We start from the raw sequence: 17,098 nt of genomic DNA, 5'->3' as shown, positions 1-17,098 counted from the left end.
AAAATGGAAGATATCTATAAATTAATAGACGATATCAATCTTCAAAAATTAGATCATTTAGATACACGCGTAAATGATGCATTGAACTCTAATAATGATGATGCATTATTTATTCTTGGTGAAACCTTATATAATTTTGGATTAACACCTCAGGGACTAGAGGTGTTTAGAACTTTATATCATAAGTATCCAGATGAGAGTGAATTACTAATATACTTTATTGAAGGCTTAATGTCAGAGAATCAAACTGATGAGGCGTTAGAATATTTAAGTCAAGTTGCAATATCAACCGAAAAACTAATGTTAGAAGCTGATTTATATCAACAAATTAATATGACCGAAGTTGCTATTGATAAATTATTAGAAGCAAGAGAATTAGAACCTAACGACCCAATCATCCATTTTGCATTAGCTGAATTGTTGTATTTTGATGGTCAATACTTACGTGCGACTCGTGAATATGAAGTCGTATTAGATACAGGTGAGTACGAAGTAAATGGCATCAATTTGTTTGCTCGCATGGCAGATTGCGCATTACAAAGTGGTAACTATAGTGATGCGATTAATTTATATGATGAAATTAATGAAGATGAAATGACTTCTGAAGATTTCTTCAAAAAAGCCATCGCATATGAAAAAAATGATATCACTCAAGAAGCCATTAAAATCACGAAAAATCTTCTATCTAAAGATCCTGACTTTATACAAGGATATTTCTATTTACAATCACTTTATGAAAATGAAAAAAATTATCCTGATGCAATAGAAACTGGTAAAGAAGGCTTACGCTTAAATCAATTTTATAAAGAATTGATGGTTTCAACAGGAAGTTTAGAAATTGAGCATGGCGATGCAAATGAAGGTGTTGAATTACTCAAACAAGCGCTTGAAGTGGACAACGCTTATCATGAGCCATTATTAATTTTGAGTGATTTATTCCGAAACGAAGAAGACTATGAAGCAATTATTGCATTGTTATCATATGTTGATGAAGATGATTTAGATCCTGTTTTCATGTGGCATTTAGCGCATGCATTTGGTCAAGAAGAACGTGATAAAGAAGCACAGCATTTCTTTGAACTTGCTTATCCTACAATGAAAACGCAAAGCGCATTCTTAAGTGACTATTACTATTATTTAATTGAAATCGGTAATAAAGAAAAAGCAATGACACTCTTACAACAATTACTAGAAATGGATCCTAGTAATGAGACTTGGCAAGAAGAAGCCAATCGTCTTGATTATTAATGAAGGTGATTTACTTGAGTCAAACCCTTAATCAAATGAAACAAAGTTATATTGAATATGCTTTGTTTCATTATCATTTTAAATCGCGTATTAGTGTATGGATTTTAAACTATATTAAATCTCATTACGATCTGCTTGAACACGTTCATTTTGTTAATCAAAAAATATCCAATCATAAAACGCTAGAAATTAGTTTAAGTAATGCAGATGCTCCAGCAATTAAGTTGGTTAATAATCATCACATACTCATAAACACAAATGAGATTTTCAATTATATTATATCTCATCATTGTGAATTTGATATTCTGATTCATTTTTCAGACGAACACACTACCGATTTTAAATTAAATGACTTGATGATCCATCAATTAATGTATTCAACTCAATATATGGCTTATCTAAATACGATTTACAATTTATCTCTTGATTCGACAAGTGTCTACTCACTCATTGAGCACTTGCGCCATAATATTGATTTAAGCCTTCAATTTAATGATCGAGAACAATTCTATCAATTAACTCAAATTTTAGAGGTACTTGAAAATCGATAAAAGTCATTAAAGGAAATAAAACGTATGCTAACATTTAAACAAATGTGGGAGTTAACATTATATCGTCAATCCTGCTTAATCTTTTTACTTGTTTGTAACTTACTTGGCACGTTGTATGGGTTCATTTGGTATGGTGATCAATTAGTTCAAACACCTTGGTATTTCTTACCTTTTATACCTGATAGTCCAATTGCTTCGCTTTTTTTATGTATTGTTATTTTTTGTTTAATTATCAATAAACACATCCCGTTTATAGAAGCCCTTGCTTTCGTTACTTTATTAAAATATGGGCTATGGGCTGTAATAATGAATCTTCTAATGATTCATTTAAATCATAATATAACAATCATGAATATATTTTTAATTTTGAGTCATGGTATTATGGCGATACAAGCAATTTACTTTTATCCTCGCTTAAAGATTAGAATAAGTAGTTTGCTAATTGCGATGATGTGGATATTTCATAATGACTTCATTGATTATGTTTTAAATAAGTATCCGTACTATGACTTTATTGAGCAACAGAAAGTTATGGTTGGCTATATCGCGTTTTGGTTAAGTTCATTGGCATTATGCTTATATTATTATTTACAAAAGATAATACCAATTAAATTATTTGATTAAATCAAGGATTCTCAGTAGAATATGGATAAAGGAGAGTGGAATTATTGTCTATAATGTCTTATATAATATATATCGTCATTATTATGCTCATTCCAATGTGGGCACAACACAAAGTAAAATCGAATTATGAAAAATATGCACAAGTGAGATCAACAAGTGGTAAGACTGGCCGTGAGGTAGCTGAAGAAATCCTTCATGCGAATGGCATCTATGATGTTGACGTTGTTAAAGGTGAAGGTTTCCTAACTGACCACTATGATCCTAAAAAGAAAGTTGTTTGTTTATCTCCTGCAAACTTCGATAGACCTTCAGTAGCTGGTACAGCTATTGCTGCACACGAAGTTGGACACGCGATTCAACATCAACAAGGTTATGTATTTTTAAGATTCAGAAGTGCGTTAGTACCATTTGCCAATTTAGGTAGTTCTTTAAGTTACATGATTATCATGTTAGGAATTATCCTTACAGCTATGGGAAGTGCATTTGGATCAACAGCACTATGGATTGGCGCTGGATTAATGTCACTCGCTGTCCTATTCTCGATTGTAACGTTACCTGTTGAGTTCGACGCAAGTTCAAGAGCAATGAAACAAATAACTGCTTTGAATATTGTCAATGAAAAAGAATATAAACATGCTAAAAAAGTTCTTTCAGCAGCTGCAATGACGTATGTTGCCGCAACTGCAACAGCTGTCGCAGAATTAGTAAGAATTATTCTTATCGCTAGAGCTAGTGATAATTAATTTAGCTTATAAATATTTAGCATAAAACAACATCATTTTTATGCTACTAGTATTAATCGCTCACTAAAGTTGAGTAAGTAATTATAATATGCTTTTCAATTTTAGATAGCGACGTGGGAGTAGGACATTGAATTCGTAAAGAATTCTGTTCTACTCCCAATTTTTTATTTTATAATTCTTGAAAATTTAATTAAAATATAATCCGTTCTTTTCATATTCATAAAATGCATGATTGTTTAATATGATATATACTTATTAAGTATCAATAATAAAGGAGAAAGTGAACACAATGAAATCTATGAAAGAGATGCAAAATGAAGTGGATGCATACATTGGACAATTCAAAGCTGGGTATTTTTCTCCACTTGCAAATTTAGCACGTTTGACAGAAGAAGTCGGAGAACTTGCTAGAGAAATCAACCATTATCATGGTGAAAAGAAAAAGAAAGAAACTGAAGATGAAAATACAATTAAAGCCGAATTAGGAGACAATTTATTTGTTTTACTTTGCTTAGCAAACTCACTCGATATCGACATGACTGAAAGCTTTAATGAAACAATGGAAAAATTCAACACTAGAGATAAAAATCGTTTTGAACGAAAATAATCATTTTTAAAAAGGAGGATAGTGTAACATGAAAATAGGTATTACATGTTATCCATCAATGGGCGGTTCTGGTATCATCGCTACTGAGTTAGGCATTAAAATGGCTGAGAGAGGTCATGAAGTACATTTTATAACGTCGAATATTCCTTTTAGAATCCGCAAACCTTTACCTAATATTACGTTTCATCAAGTTGAAGTAAATCAGTATGCCGTCTTTCAATATCCTCCATATGATATCACTTTGAGTACTAAAATTTCTGAAGTGATAAAAGAATATGATTTAGATGTATTGCACATGCACTATGCCGTGCCTCATGCTGTTTGTGGCATTTTAGCACGTCAAATGTCTGGTAAAGATATTAAAATAATGACGACGTTACACGGCACTGATATTACCGTATTAGGTTACGATCACTCACTTAAAGGTGCAATCAAATTCGGAATTGAGCAAAGTGATATTGTTACAAGCGTGAGTCATTCATTAGCACGTCAAACAAAGTCCATCATTGAAACTGAGAAAGAAATTATCCCTATTTATAATTTTGTTCGTGAAAATGAATTTCCAACACGTCATGATGAAAAACTTAAAGAGGTCTATGGCATCAAACCAAATGAAAAGGTACTTATTCACGTATCTAATTTCAGAAAAGTAAAACGTATTGATACTATTTTAGAAACGTTTGCGAAAGTTCATCATCATATACCAAGTAAACTCATTTTATTAGGAGACGGTCCAGAATTATTAGATATGCGAAAGTTAGCACGTCAATTAGATATCGAAAATGATGTGTTATTTTTAGGCAAACAAGATCAAGTGAGTGAATTCTATCAAATGTCTGATTTAGTGCTTCTATTAAGTGAAAAAGAGAGCTTTGGATTGACATTACTAGAAGCAATGAAAACAGGTGTTGTGCCTATCGGTTCTAATGCAGGTGGTATAAAAGAGGTTATCAAGCATAATGAGACAGGTTATATCGTAGATATTGGTGATAGCACTAGCGCAAGTGATTATGCCATACAGCTTCTTACTAACCCAGATTTATACCAACACATGCAAACTGCTATGTTAAATGACATAGAAGAACGATTTGGTTCAGAATTAATTACAGATCAATACGAACACTACTATAGAAAAATGTTAAATCAAAAAGAGGATTAGTATGGGAACAAAACTATTTACTCAAGCAAAACCCATTTTAGAAAAAATAGAACATCATGGCTTTGAAGCATACTTCGTCGGAGGGTCTGTGCGTGATTATTTAATGGATAGACCCATCCATGATATCGATATTACAACTAGCGCAACACCAGATGAAATAGAATCGATATTTGATAAGACAATCTCAATTGGAAAAGAGCACGGAACGATTAATGTCGTGTACGAAGGAACGAATTACGAAGTGACAACTTTCAGAGCTGAATCAGATTATGTTGATCATCGCAGACCTAATGAAGTGTATTTTGTACGTGATTTAAAAGAAGATTTACAACGTCGTGACTTTACAATTAATGCTATTGCTATGGATAAAGATTTTAAAATTTATGACTATTTTGATGGTCAAACGGCATTACAGCAACAGATTATAACTACTGTTGGTATACCACACGAGCGTTTCGATGAAGATGCTTTACGTATTTTGAGAGGCGTACGCTTTCAATCACAATTAAATTTCACGATCTCACATCATACGTTTGAGGCAATGCGACATCATATTGCAGATATCGAATTTTTATCTATAGAACGTATCGTTGTAGAACTTAAAAAATTAATACAAGGTCAAAATGTTAGTGAAAGCTATACAACCTTATTGACATTGAACTTCTTTAATTATGTTCCATTTTTTAAAGATCTAGATATGAAAACAACAAGGATTAATGCACCGATAAGCTTTGAATTATGGCTAGCAATTTTGAAGACCATTGAGCAATCAGACACGCCGCTTTCAAGCTTGAAAATAAGCAATAAAGAGAAAGCCAAAATCAATCAATATCATAAACTATTATTAGAGATGCCAAAAATCTCGACTAAAAATCAATTACAGTTATTTGTTTATGATTATGACGCAAATAATATTTTGGACATCATTGACATAATTCCTTTACTTAAAGAAAATAATATTAAAGTAGCGTCACCTCTAATCTTTAATTATCAATCGATTAAAGAAATTAATCATCAATTACCAATTAAAAGTCGTAAAGCGCTTAATATCAATGGTGGCGATATACTCAAAGTTGTGTCTAAAAAAAGTGGTCCTTGGTTAAAAGAGGTGTTACGACAAATCGAAAGTGAAGTTGTTACACATAAAGTTTCAAATTCTAAAGATGAATTATTGAAGTGGGTGAAAGAGAATGTCAAAATATAGTCAAGATGTTATTCGTATACTATATAAGCATCAATCTGAATATATTTCAGGACAATATATTGCTGATCAATTAAATATTTCTAGAGCAGCTGTAAAAAAAGTCATCGATCAACTAAAAAAAGATGGGTGTAAAATAGACTCCATCAATCATAAAGGTCATCAATTAAATGAACTACCAGATTGTTGGTATCAAGGTATCGTAGCTTATATTTTAAAAGATTCACAATTAGCCTCAGAAATAGAGGTATTTGAGAGTGTTGCGTCAACTCAAACGATTGCTAAGCAAGAATTAGTTGGCAATAGTGAATCAATGATTATTTTAAGTGATGAACAAACACAAGGACGTGGACGATTTAATCGTAATTGGGCATCTTCAAAAGGTAAAGGTTTATGGATGTCATTAGTATTACGTCCTAATGTACCTTTCTCAATGATTCCAAAATTTAATTTATTTGCTGCTTTAGGAATTAGAGACGCTATACAGTCATTTTCAAATGACAAAGTAGAAATTAAATGGCCGAATGATATTTATATCGCTGACAAAAAAGTATGCGGTTTTTTGACTGAAATGATAGCAAATTATGATTCAATTGACGCCATCATTTGTGGTATTGGCATCAATTTAAACCATGAAGATAGTGATTTCTCTGATGAGATTAAACATAGCGCGACAAGTGTCGGTTTACATAGTGATACTAAAATCAATCGATATACATTTTTAGAAGCGCTCATTTCGTCAATCGAAAAACGTTATACTCAATTTTTAACTCAGCCATTTGCTGAAATTAGAAATGAGTATATTCAAGCTTCTAATATTTGGCAACGCCAATTACGTTTTACTGAGAATAACAAACAATTTATTGGTGAAGCGATTGATATTGATCGTGATGGTTTCTTAATTGTAAAAGATGAGAATAATGAAGTTAGACGCCTTATTAGTGCGGATATAGATATATAAAGCGTATGACAAGAAGATAAGGAGAGTTAGTTATGGGACACACAAGTTATGCAGTTGTCGACTTAGAAACAACTGGCAATCAACTTGATTATGATGAAATTATACAAATTGGTATAACCTTTGTAAGTAATAATAAAATATCTGGGACTTATCATTCTATGATTCGTACTGATTTGGAAATTCCACCATTCATCCAAGCATTGACCTCAATTGAAGATACAATGTTAGAACAAGCCCCTTATTTTCATGAAATCGCAAAAGATATTTATCAACAACTAAAAGATTGTGTATTTGTGGCGCATAATGTAGATTTTGACTTGAATTTTATTAAGAAGGCTTTTAAAAATTGTAATATACATTTCAAACCTAAAAAAGTCATCGATACATTAGAGTTATTTAAAATTGCTTATCCAACAGATAAAAGTTATCAACTTAGTGAATTAGCGGAGTCTCATAATATACCTTTAGATAATGCACATAGAGCTGATGAGGATGCTACAACAACTGCATTATTAATGATTAAAGCCTTTCAAAAATTCGAACAACTTCCAATAGATACGTTAAAACAACTCTATTATTTAAGTAAAAATTTAAAATATGATTTATATAATATCTTGTTTGAAATGGTTCGTCAGCATCCATCATTACCTTTAGATAATACGCTTGGACAATTTGAACAAATTATTTATAAAAAGCAAGTGGATTTAAAAGCACCAAAAACTAAATTTAATGGATCACTTAAAGATCTGTATCGCGATGCAGTTAAAGCACTCAATCTTACATATCGTCCTCAACAATTATATTTATCTGAAATTATATTAGAACAATTGATGCACAACGATAAAGCAATGATAGAAGCACCTTTAGGTAGTGGGAAGTCATTAGCATATCTATTAGCAGCGCTAATGTATAATATTGAAACAGGACGTCATGTCATGATTTCAACCAATACTAAATTATTACAGAATCAACTTTTATTAAAAGACATACCTAGTTTAAATCAAGCGCTAAATTTTAAAATTAATGCAACACTTATTAAAAGTAAAACAGAATATATTTCACTTGGTCTAATTAGTCAAATATTAAAAGATGAAACTACTAACTATGAAGTTAATATTTTAAAAATGCAATTATTGACATGGATTATCGAAACTGAAACAGGGGATATTCAAGATTTAAATCTTAAAGGTGGTCAAAAAATGTATTTTGATCAAAAAGTTGAAACCTATGTGCCCGTTAGACATGATATTCATTATTACAATTACATCAAACGAAATGCACAACACATCCAAATCGGCATCACTAATCATGCACATCTTATACATTCAGATCAAGAGAACTCAATATACCAACTGTTCGATGATTGTATCATTGATGAGGCCCATCGCTTGCCTGATTATGCATTAAATCAAGTTACAAATGAACTTGATTACTCAGATTTAAAATATCAACTTGGCTTAATAGGGAAGAATGAAAATGAAAAATTGTTGAAAGCAATCGATCATCTTGAACAACAACGTATATTAGAACGTTTAGATATTCCACCAATTGATGTATTTGGACTGAAGATCAACATCTCAGAAATACACGATTTAAATGAGCGTTTATTCAATCATATATTTGAAATCATTCAAAATTCGGACGTTCACGATGATGACATTCATCGACACCACTATGTATTTGAATTTGATTCAACACAGATTCTTAAAGATTTACATTTAATTGTTGATAAAATAAATAAAACATTAGAAATATTTAATGGCATGACGCATAAAACGATTAAGACTTTACGTAAACAACTGCTATATATTAACGATACTTATCGAAACATAGAACAAAGCCTTAAAGATCATCATACAGCTTATTTATCTATTAGAAATTTGACTCAGAAATCAACAATTAAATTAATTGTTAAAGATTACGCTGTCCGAGATATTCTTACAACACGTGTCTTAGATAAATTTAACTCTTTAACCTTTATTTCAGGGACATTAACTTTTAATCATAAGTTCGATGCCTTCAAAAATTGGTTCAAAGAGGATGTGCAATTTAACACTTATCAAGTTCCATCGACATTATCAAATCGTATGAATACGAATGTGTATATTCCTAGCGATGTTAGTGCTTATAACTTCAAAAATATCGATGATTATGTAGCATCTATTGTCGATTATATACAGGAATATGTTACAATCACGCAGTCGAAATGTTTAGTATTATTTACAAGTTATCGCATGATGCATATGGTTCAAGAGTTATTAAATGAACTACCTGCATTTGAGGACTATGTTGTGCTCACACAGCAGCAAAATCAAAATTATAAAATCGTTCAACAATTTAATAGTTTCGATAGAACGATATTGCTTGGTACGTCGACCTTTTTTGAAGGCTTTGATTATCAATCAAATGGTATTAAATGTGTCATGATTGCCAAACTACCATTTATGAATAAATATAATACAAAACATTGGCTCATGGATTCAGAGTTTGAGTCTACCTTTAAAGACTATGTATTACCTGATGCAGTTACACGTTTTAGACAGGGACTCGGTCGATTAATTCGAAATGAGGATGATCAAGGACTTATTGTTTCATTTGATGACCGTTTAATTAGCAGTAACTATAAGAACTTTTTTGCTCAAACTCTAGAAAATTATAAACAGAAAAAAGGGGATATCAAACAGTTTGGTAAACTCATTACAAAAATCCAGCAAAATATTGATAAGAAACAATAACTAATAGGATTAAACGATTAAACAACATCGTCACATGCTAGAACTTCACAATTTATTTTGTTAAAATAAATAAGTATTGACTATATAGAATGACAATTAGGAGATTAGTTATGAAAACAACGATTAAACAAGCTAAACAACACCTTAACCAAGAAGTGACTATTGGTGCTTGGTTAACGAATAAACGTTCAAGTGGCAAGATTGCCTTTTTACAATTACGTGATGGTAGTGGCTTCATGCAAGGCGTGGTAGTTAAATCAGAAGTGGATGAAGAAACTTTCCAACTTGCAAAAGAAATCACACAAGAATCATCACTTTATGTGACTGGAGTTATTACTGAAGATAACCGCTCAGATTTAGGATATGAAATGCAAGTGAAATCAATCGAAGTTATACACGAAGCACATGATTATCCAATTACACCTAAAAATCACGGTACTGAATTTTTAATGGATCACCGTCATTTATGGTTACGTTCTAAAAAACAACATGCTGTTATGAAAATTAGAAATGAAATTATTAGAGCAACATATGAATTCTTCAATGAGAATGGATTTACTAAGATTGATCCACCAATTTTAACAGCAAGTGCGCCAGAGGGCACAAGTGAACTATTCCATACGAAATACTTTGATGAAGATGCTTTCCTCTCTCAAAGTGGCCAATTATATATGGAAGCAGCTGCAATGGCTCATGGTCGCGTATTCTCATTTGGTCCAACTTTTAGAGCAGAGAAATCTAAAACAAGACGCCATTTAATTGAATTTTGGATGATTGAACCAGAAATGGCATTTACTAATCATGCTGAAAGTTTAGAAGTACAAGAACAATACGTAACACATGTCGTTCAATCTGTACTTAAAAATTGTCAATTAGACCTTAAAGCATTGGATAGAGATACAAGTAAACTTGAAAAGGTATCAACACCATTCCCAAGAATTTCGTATGATGACGCAATTAAATTCTTAAAAGAAGAAGGTTTCGACGATATCGAGTGGGGCGAAGATTTTGGTGCACCACATGAAACTGCAATTGCAAATCATTATGATTTACCTGTATTTATTACAAATTATCCAACTAAAATTAAGCCATTCTATATGCAACCAAATCCAGATAATGAAGACACTGTACTCTGTGCTGATTTAATTGCACCAGAAGGTTATGGTGAAATCATCGGCGGTTCTGAACGTATTAATGATTTAGAATTATTAGAACAACGTATTGATGAACATCATTTGGACGCAGAAAGTTACAATTATTATTTAGATTTACGTCGTTATGGTAGTGTGCCACATAGTGGATTTGGATTGGGCTTAGAAAGAACAGTTGCTTGGATTTCAGGTGTAGAACACGTAAGAGAAACTGCACCATTCCCACGATTATTAAATCGTTTATATCCATAGGTTTTATGATTACTTTTCATACACAGTTATTTACTCGTCCAGTCAGCAGTTTGACTGGACGCTTTTTCAACTTTAAAGAGGGAGGAATATCAATTTGAATAAATTTCAACTTAAAAAACGTCCTGTTGTCATTAGAAGAGAATTATTTGATCATTATAGTGAATTAGGACTATCTGAAAAAGATTTAATCATTTTAATTAAATTGATTTACGCCTCTGAATCATCAAATAAGCAACCATCCGTCGATGAATTAAAATTAGGGTCAAACATGGAGCCAAGGGAAATTACTAGTATTATTCAACATTTAATTCAAAAAGATTTGTTACAACTTCAAGTGAAGAAGGATGAAGAAGGTAAATTTACTGAATATATGGATTTGGATGGCTTTTTTGAGAAATTAAGTACTATTTTATCTCAGGAACAAACAAATCAAAAAACGAATCAAACGCAGCAAGATTTCAAAGATTTGTTTCAATACATTGAAACTTTGTTTGCTAGACCTATTTCTCCTTATGAAATCGAAACGCTTAATCAATGGATTGATGTAGACCAACATGATTTTGCTTTAATACGAGCTGCATTAGATGAAGCATATAGCCATGACAAGCTTAGCTTTAAATATGTTGACCGTATTTTATTGAACTGGAAAAAGAACAACGTAACGACGACTGAAGAATCTAAGAAAATTAGAGAACAATTTAACAAACCAACTATGACACATACGGTTAAACATATACCAAAGTTTGATTGGTTAAATGGGGAGAAATTAGATGATAAGTAAAAAGAAAGCACTTGAAATGATAGACGTCATAGCTGAAATGTTTCCAGATGCAGAATGTGAACTTAAACATGATAATGCTTTTGAATTAACGATTGCGGTATTATTATCTGCACAGTGTACAGACAACTTAGTGAATAAGGTGACACGTACACTTTTTCAGAAATATAAAACGCCTCAAGATTATTTAAACGTTGATATCGAAGAATTGCAAAATGACATACGTTCCATTGGTTTGTATCGTAATAAAGCTAAAAACATACAAAAGCTATGTCAGTCACTTATCGACCAATTTAATGGTGACATTCCTAATACGCATAAAGCGCTAGAAAGTTTAGCGGGTGTTGGACGCAAAACAGCAAATGTTGTAATGAGCGTAGCATTTGACGAACCTTCATTAGCAGTTGATACACATGTTGAGCGTGTTTCTAAGCGACTTGGTATCAATAGATGGAAAGATAATGTTACCCAAGTGGAAGAGCGATTATGTAGTATTATTCCTAGGGAAAGATGGAGTAAAAGTCATCACCAACTTATTTTCTTTGGTCGTTATCATTGCTTAGCCAGAAAGCCTAAGTGTGACATTTGTCCTTTACTAGATGATTGTAGAGAAGGGCAAAAACGTATGAAAGCACAAACAAAATAATAATTTAGGAAGCTTGATTAAATGATTAATAAACAGGATTTTATAGAAATTGAAGAACAACTTGATGAATTTGCTAATCAGCGCAGATTAAACTCAAATGAAGCTAAAAAGGTTATTGATAAATATTTTGACTTAATCATTCAATTCTTTAAAGAGATAAATGAAATTGAGACGATTGATTTCAAATTATTAGATCAATATCCAGTGGTACCTATGAACTTTGAGGAACGCTATCAGTATATGTTAGCTAGAAAGTATCATTTTATGGGCTATAGTCAAATGAAGACGCTAAAAAGTGAGTTAATTAAAATGAATGCTTCGTATCAAATTAGAAGGAAGCGTTAGGACTAAAATTAAGATAATAGCCGTTGAGATTGAGCCGTTATTTATAGATAAAGATCACAAAATAGGGTTACAGTTTAATGATTTCAATTTCTTGCAATACGCTCTTCTGAAAAGGCTCTTAAAATAAACGTTCTCAGTTCTAGTCATTCTTGCGGCCGGGCCTTAACAAAAAGCATTTCATTAAGAAATTTTACAAGCAAAATAAGTTGGGCAAGCACTCCAACAGTACTAATTATTATAAAATAAAGAAGCCAGTAAATGAATTTATCAAAAACTCATTTACTGGCTATTTTACTAGGAATGATGTCCCAGTCTTTCATTTAAATATTTAACACTTCAAAAACACTATGAAGCTTTTTTAAAGTCGAAAATACTATTTAAATTAAAAATGTTTGAAAGGGTACTTCCGAAACTATTTGAACTTTGTGTTGATGAATTGTTATTCGTATTTCCTGAATTAGTATTACTACTATTGTTACTATTACTGCTATTTGAACTGTTAGCGTTAGTTGATGTACTTGAGCCACTGCTTCCGTTAACTTCACGATTAGTCGTGTTGTTATCAGGATGACCACTAACTGATAAATTATCAGGACTAGAACCGTTAACTGAATCTGTTTTTTCAAAGTCACCATCATTACTAGAAGATATATCTGACATGACATCTTCATATAAGAATTGTGGATATTCTTGTTCTGTGTGACCTAAGAATGAGTTAACGCCACCTTCTTTAATTTCACTGAAGCCCATCCAGATAGACATCGTGTATTTAGGTGTAAAGCCATTAATCCAAACGTCTTTCGCAGCGTTATCAGGTAGGTTATATTGTTGGTTAATTTCAGTACCATAAGTACTTGTACCAGTTTTAGCACCCATTGTAACGCCTGAAACGCCGTGTCCATAAGCTGAACCATAGGCTTTAAATGTACCTGTGAGCATTTCAGCTAACATGTAAGCTGTGTAGTCTTCCATCGCTTTATGACTCGTATGATCAAACTCAATTGTATCATCGTCAGCTGTTACAACTTTCTGAATCGAATGCGCGTTATTATAAGTACCACCATTAGCAATTGCTGCGAATGCAGATGCTAATTGAGTAGGTGAGAACTCAGAAGCGCCACCACCAAGTACTTCAGAAGGACCAATATCACTTTGATAATCTAATCCAACTTTTGATGCAAATTTCTTAACTGCATTGTCACCAGCTTGTGCATTCACTTGTTGCCAAGTTTTAAGTGCTGGGATATTGAAACTTTGTCTTAGTGCATCATACGCAGTTACAGTTCCATGACCACTTCCATCATAGTTTTGGAATGTACCGCCATCAATTGAATAACTAGATTCATCTTGAATTGCGTGATTTGTAGCCCATTGCATATTTTCGATTGCTGGACCATAAGATAAGAATGGTTTCAATGATGAACCAGTTAAGTGTGCATCTGTTGCAGCATTATTATCTACAGCGTCTTTGAAGTTTCGTCCTCCAGAGATTGCAACTAGACCACCCGTTTTACTATCAAGAATTGTTGAACCAACTCGTTGGTCATCATTTTTGTAGTAATTACCATTATCTATACGATTTTGTAATGTTTGTTGAACATCTTTATCCATATTAGTGTAAATTTTGATTCCACTTTGAAGAACATCAGCCAAGTTTTTATCCTTGAATTCTTTGTTGTTCATCAATTCAGATTTAACAAAGTTTACATATGAATCGTATTCAGAATCAGAATCATCTGTGCCAATTTGACGTTCCTTAGCTGTACGATCTACTAAATTAGCTTTTAAGTTAATTTTCTTAGCATCATTATATTCTTTATCAGAAATTCTATTATGATAATGCATTAAGTATAGTACAGTGTTCTTACGATTTTCTGCCTGTTTAGGATTATCGTAAATATTATAAAGGTTAGGCACCTGTGGTAAACCTGCTAAATATGCTTCTTCAGCAAGATTTAAATCTTTCAAATCTTTATCGAAGTAATATTTAGCTGCAGCTTTAATACCGTATACACCGTCTGAGTAATAAATTTTATTTAAATACATTTCAAAAATTTCATCTTTACTGTACTCTTGCTCTAGACGATAAGATAGGTAAGCTTCTTGGGCTTTACGTCCGATAGATTTCTCTTCACTTAGAAATGCTCGCTTAACTACTTGTTGCGTTAAGGTAGATGCACCTTGTGAACCAAATCCACCAGTTAAGTTTTTACCAATAGCACCAAATAAACGTTTATAGTCAATTGCACCATGTTCATAGAATCGATTATCTTCAGTTGCTAGCACGGCATTTCTCATATTTTTAGGAACATCTTTTAATTCAACATGTTCTCGTCTTGCGCCATTATCTAATTTTTTAACCAAGTCACCATTTTTGTCGTAAATTTCTGCCGGTTTAGGATCTTGTAATTTAGATTCGGTAAATGCAGGTGCTTTCCATGCATAGTACGCAAATAATAAAATGCCTAGTAGAACTAAAACGATAAAGGCGATTAATAAAAAGCCAATAATCTTAATAATCGTTCTTTTCACATTCTTATTCTTTTTTGCTTTGGACTTCCCATTTTTACCATTTTTAGGTTGAGAAGATCCTTTATTTTCCGTCATACGCGGTCCTCACTTTCATCTAATATCAACTTATCAACTGCATTGAGGTAATTTAATCTTGGTTGATACTGATAAGGAATATAGTAACTATTTTTTCTTATTTCTTCAACTGTTATTGATTTTTTTATTTCATTTTTATATCTTTCCCAAAATTTTTGGAATTTGGAAAATGGCAATAGATATACTTCATCAAGTATTTTAAATCTTATAATTAAAAATACAATTCCTTTCTGAAGAAATGCTTTTTTCATATGTTCTACTTGATGATCATGAATATTATTCAAAGGAAAAGAAGTTTTATTCTTAGTCTCCTTTGCTTCAAAATCAATATAATGACCATTATACACGCCATTATAATCCGTAGTTGAAGGTGTACGAAAGTAAGCTTCATTAATAACTGCTTTACTTCGCTTCGGATAATGAACATTAACGATTTGAACCGGTGTCGGTTTTTTATGTATAACCGCTTTGCCATGGTTTAAATAATAATCGTTAGAACGTTCAATATCTTTTTCAAGAGTCATACCACGGCCACCATATTCTATATTACTAGAATTCGATTTGCCATTTCTTCCGACCTTAGTCGTATTTCCCTTAAAAGGTTTCCCATTAGGGTAATTCATTAGATTCACCACACAAGTTTGAATACATTTAATAGTGGATATGTAACACTAATACCAACCAATTCTAAATGGTATCCTTAAGTGATTACGAATTGTAATTTCAAACTAGGATAGATAATAATGAAGCATAAACAAATAAGTACTTATACTCATGAGTGACTTCATTATTAATCTTCTTCATTTTAACGTTATTTATCTGGTAAAACAATATTTCAATGTATTTATCCTATTAATGAAGCTATCAATTAAATGACGGTCGGTTTAAATTATGATAAATTAAATTGGATATAAGGAGGGCGTCTTCATGGATACAAAAACAATAAATGACTTACTCAATGAACTAGAAACAATTGAAGAACGCTTTAATAACGTGAAAGTTTCACAAAATGATTATGATTTTTACAATGTGGTTTTTCCATACACGCAAATGATAGATGCTAAATTAGAAAGCCTAATCAAATTAAAACCACAGATTATTCAACTAAATTATATGAACGCCAACAAATTTGATTTACTTATCAAGTCTTATAAAGAATTATCTGTCGACTGTCATTTTCATAGAACGAGTAAAAAGTTGTTTACTGAAAAGGTAAAAGCAGTCAATTACGATTTAAATTATATTTATCAAACTATTGAAGGGTGATGTCGCACAAATGAAAACTGTGTATGTTACAGGATATAAATCATTTGAGTTAAATATATTTAAAGATGATGCACCTGAAGTCTATTATTTAGGTTCTAAGAGAAATGCGGTTGATGAAACAAATTGATTGTTTCATTAACCGCATTTTTTATACAAAAAGAGCGCAAATATCTCTATAATATTAAGTGACCAAACTAAATAAAAGGAGAGATATCGCGCTTATG

General features: G+C 31.9%; 16 protein-coding genes and 1 pseudogene. 15 read left to right on the top strand and 2 right to left on the bottom strand.

Annotated features, from left to right (window positions below; all coding sequences use genetic code 11):
* The first annotated feature begins 3 nt into the window (after positions 1-3).
* The 13 genes from KA858_RS09795 to KA858_RS09735 all read left to right on the top strand — a co-directional run bounded on the left by KA858_RS09795 (position 4) and on the right by KA858_RS09735 (position 13,001).
* Positions 4-1,248 carry a tetratricopeptide repeat protein gene (locus KA858_RS09795; protein ID WP_107629476.1) on the top strand — a complete coding sequence of 415 codons (1,245 nt, stop codon included), beginning with the start codon at positions 4-6 and terminating at the stop codon, positions 1,246-1,248.
* 14 nt (positions 1,249-1,262) lie between these two features.
* Positions 1,263-1,799, top strand: a complete 537-nt coding sequence (locus KA858_RS09790) for a YpiB family protein (protein WP_245342084.1) — start codon at positions 1,263-1,265, stop codon at positions 1,797-1,799.
* 24 nt (positions 1,800-1,823) lie between these two features.
* A complete protein-coding gene (locus KA858_RS09785) occupies positions 1,824-2,423 on the top strand; it encodes a DUF1405 domain-containing protein (RefSeq protein ID WP_210135557.1) in 600 nt (199 codons plus the stop codon).
* A gap of 44 nt (positions 2,424-2,467) precedes the next feature.
* Positions 2,468-3,166: a zinc metallopeptidase gene (locus tag KA858_RS09780; protein ID WP_210135556.1), complete on the top strand. Its 699-nt coding sequence runs from the start codon at positions 2,468-2,470 to the stop codon at positions 3,164-3,166.
* 289 nt (positions 3,167-3,455) lie between these two features.
* Positions 3,456-3,773 carry a nucleotide pyrophosphohydrolase gene (locus KA858_RS09775; RefSeq protein ID WP_053029429.1) on the top strand — a complete coding sequence of 106 codons (318 nt, stop codon included), beginning with the start codon at positions 3,456-3,458 and terminating at the stop codon, positions 3,771-3,773.
* Positions 3,774-3,801: 28 nt separating this feature from the next.
* Positions 3,802-4,932, top strand: a complete 1,131-nt coding sequence (gene bshA, locus KA858_RS09770; protein ID WP_053029428.1) for an N-acetyl-alpha-D-glucosaminyl L-malate synthase BshA — start codon at positions 3,802-3,804, stop codon at positions 4,930-4,932.
* Between the two features lies 1 nt (position 4,933).
* The gene (locus KA858_RS09765; RefSeq protein ID WP_210135555.1) at positions 4,934-6,136 is read left to right on the top strand and encodes a CCA tRNA nucleotidyltransferase; all 1,203 of its coding nucleotides are present in this window, start codon (positions 4,934-4,936) and stop codon (positions 6,134-6,136) included.
* Positions 6,123-7,094 carry a biotin--[acetyl-CoA-carboxylase] ligase gene (locus KA858_RS09760; RefSeq protein ID WP_210135554.1) on the top strand — a complete coding sequence of 324 codons (972 nt, stop codon included), beginning with the start codon at positions 6,123-6,125 and terminating at the stop codon, positions 7,092-7,094. Before KA858_RS09765 ends, KA858_RS09760 begins: the two co-directional genes overlap by 14 nt.
* Before the next feature lie 32 nt (positions 7,095-7,126).
* The gene (locus KA858_RS09755; RefSeq protein ID WP_210135553.1) at positions 7,127-9,829 is read left to right on the top strand and encodes a helicase C-terminal domain-containing protein; all 2,703 of its coding nucleotides are present in this window, start codon (positions 7,127-7,129) and stop codon (positions 9,827-9,829) included.
* A 110-nt stretch (positions 9,830-9,939) separates the two neighbouring features.
* Positions 9,940-11,232 (top strand): asparagine--tRNA ligase, encoded by a 1,293-nt coding sequence (gene asnS, locus KA858_RS09750; RefSeq protein ID WP_210135552.1) that lies wholly within the window; start codon positions 9,940-9,942, stop codon positions 11,230-11,232.
* Positions 11,233-11,326: 94 nt separating this feature from the next.
* A complete protein-coding gene (locus tag KA858_RS09745; RefSeq protein ID WP_075108781.1) occupies positions 11,327-12,013 on the top strand; it encodes a DnaD domain-containing protein in 687 nt (228 codons plus the stop codon).
* Complete coding sequence (gene nth, locus KA858_RS09740; protein ID WP_053029422.1) at positions 12,003-12,656, top strand: endonuclease III; 654 nt, start codon at positions 12,003-12,005, stop codon at positions 12,654-12,656. Before KA858_RS09745 ends, nth begins: the two co-directional genes overlap by 11 nt.
* A 21-nt stretch (positions 12,657-12,677) precedes the next feature.
* Complete coding sequence (locus KA858_RS09735; protein WP_193839333.1) at positions 12,678-13,001, top strand: YpoC family protein; 324 nt, start codon at positions 12,678-12,680, stop codon at positions 12,999-13,001.
* Positions 13,002-13,346: 345 nt separating this feature from the next.
* Here the strand turns inward: KA858_RS09735 and KA858_RS09730 are convergent, their stop codons facing one another.
* Both KA858_RS09730 and recU read right to left on the bottom strand, forming a co-directional pair.
* Entirely contained in the window at positions 13,347-15,608 is a 2,262-nt protein-coding gene (locus KA858_RS09730; protein WP_210135551.1) for a transglycosylase domain-containing protein, read from the bottom strand.
* A complete protein-coding gene (recU, locus tag KA858_RS09725) occupies positions 15,605-16,231 on the bottom strand; it encodes a Holliday junction resolvase RecU (RefSeq protein ID WP_053029419.1) in 627 nt (208 codons plus the stop codon). The genes KA858_RS09730 and recU overlap by 4 nt, the downstream gene beginning before the upstream one ends.
* Positions 16,232-16,535: 304 nt before the next feature.
* Here recU and KA858_RS09720 point away from each other — a divergent pair, with 304 nt between their 5' ends.
* The gene (locus KA858_RS09720) at positions 16,536-16,874 is read left to right on the top strand and encodes a DUF1798 family protein (protein ID WP_210135550.1); all 339 of its coding nucleotides are present in this window, start codon (positions 16,536-16,538) and stop codon (positions 16,872-16,874) included.
* 10 nt (positions 16,875-16,884) lie between these two features.
* Positions 16,885-16,965, top strand: a pseudogene (locus KA858_RS12920) (SLOG family protein); the annotation flags it as partial.
* Between the last annotated feature and the right edge of the window lie 133 nt (positions 16,966-17,098).

This window comes from Staphylococcus sp. GDX8P80P, assembly GCF_017893095.1.
In the GTDB taxonomy this organism is placed as follows: Bacteria; Bacillota; Bacilli; order Staphylococcales; family Staphylococcaceae; genus Staphylococcus; species Staphylococcus borealis.
The sequence above is the reverse complement of the archived record's forward strand: the minus strand, read 5'-3'. Positions and strand labels throughout refer to the sequence as shown.

What these genes read in the sequence shown, in the direction of transcription:
- KA858_RS09730 (WP_210135551.1), bottom strand. Translation starts at nt 15,608, where the DNA reads ATGACGGAAAATAAAGGATCTTCTCAACCTAAAAATGGTAAAAATGGG.
- KA858_RS09775 (WP_053029429.1), top strand. Translation starts at nt 3,456, where the DNA reads ATGAAATCTATGAAAGAGATGCAAAATGAAGTGGATGCATACATTGGA.
- nth (WP_053029422.1), top strand. Translation starts at nt 12,003, where the DNA reads ATGATAAGTAAAAAGAAAGCACTTGAAATGATAGACGTCATAGCTGAA.
- KA858_RS09735 (WP_193839333.1), top strand. Translation starts at nt 12,678, where the DNA reads ATGATTAATAAACAGGATTTTATAGAAATTGAAGAACAACTTGATGAA.
- asnS (WP_210135552.1), top strand. Translation starts at nt 9,940, where the DNA reads ATGAAAACAACGATTAAACAAGCTAAACAACACCTTAACCAAGAAGTG.
- bshA (WP_053029428.1), top strand. Translation starts at nt 3,802, where the DNA reads ATGAAAATAGGTATTACATGTTATCCATCAATGGGCGGTTCTGGTATC.
- KA858_RS09760 (WP_210135554.1), top strand. Translation starts at nt 6,123, where the DNA reads ATGTCAAAATATAGTCAAGATGTTATTCGTATACTATATAAGCATCAA.
- recU (WP_053029419.1), bottom strand. Translation starts at nt 16,231, where the DNA reads ATGAATTACCCTAATGGGAAACCTTTTAAGGGAAATACGACTAAGGTC.
- KA858_RS09755 (WP_210135553.1), top strand. Translation starts at nt 7,127, where the DNA reads ATGGGACACACAAGTTATGCAGTTGTCGACTTAGAAACAACTGGCAAT.
- KA858_RS09720 (WP_210135550.1), top strand. Translation starts at nt 16,536, where the DNA reads ATGGATACAAAAACAATAAATGACTTACTCAATGAACTAGAAACAATT.
- KA858_RS09765 (WP_210135555.1), top strand. Translation starts at nt 4,934, where the DNA reads ATGGGAACAAAACTATTTACTCAAGCAAAACCCATTTTAGAAAAAATA.
- KA858_RS09785 (WP_210135557.1), top strand. Translation starts at nt 1,824, where the DNA reads ATGCTAACATTTAAACAAATGTGGGAGTTAACATTATATCGTCAATCC.
- KA858_RS09795 (WP_107629476.1), top strand. Translation starts at nt 4, where the DNA reads ATGGAAGATATCTATAAATTAATAGACGATATCAATCTTCAAAAATTA.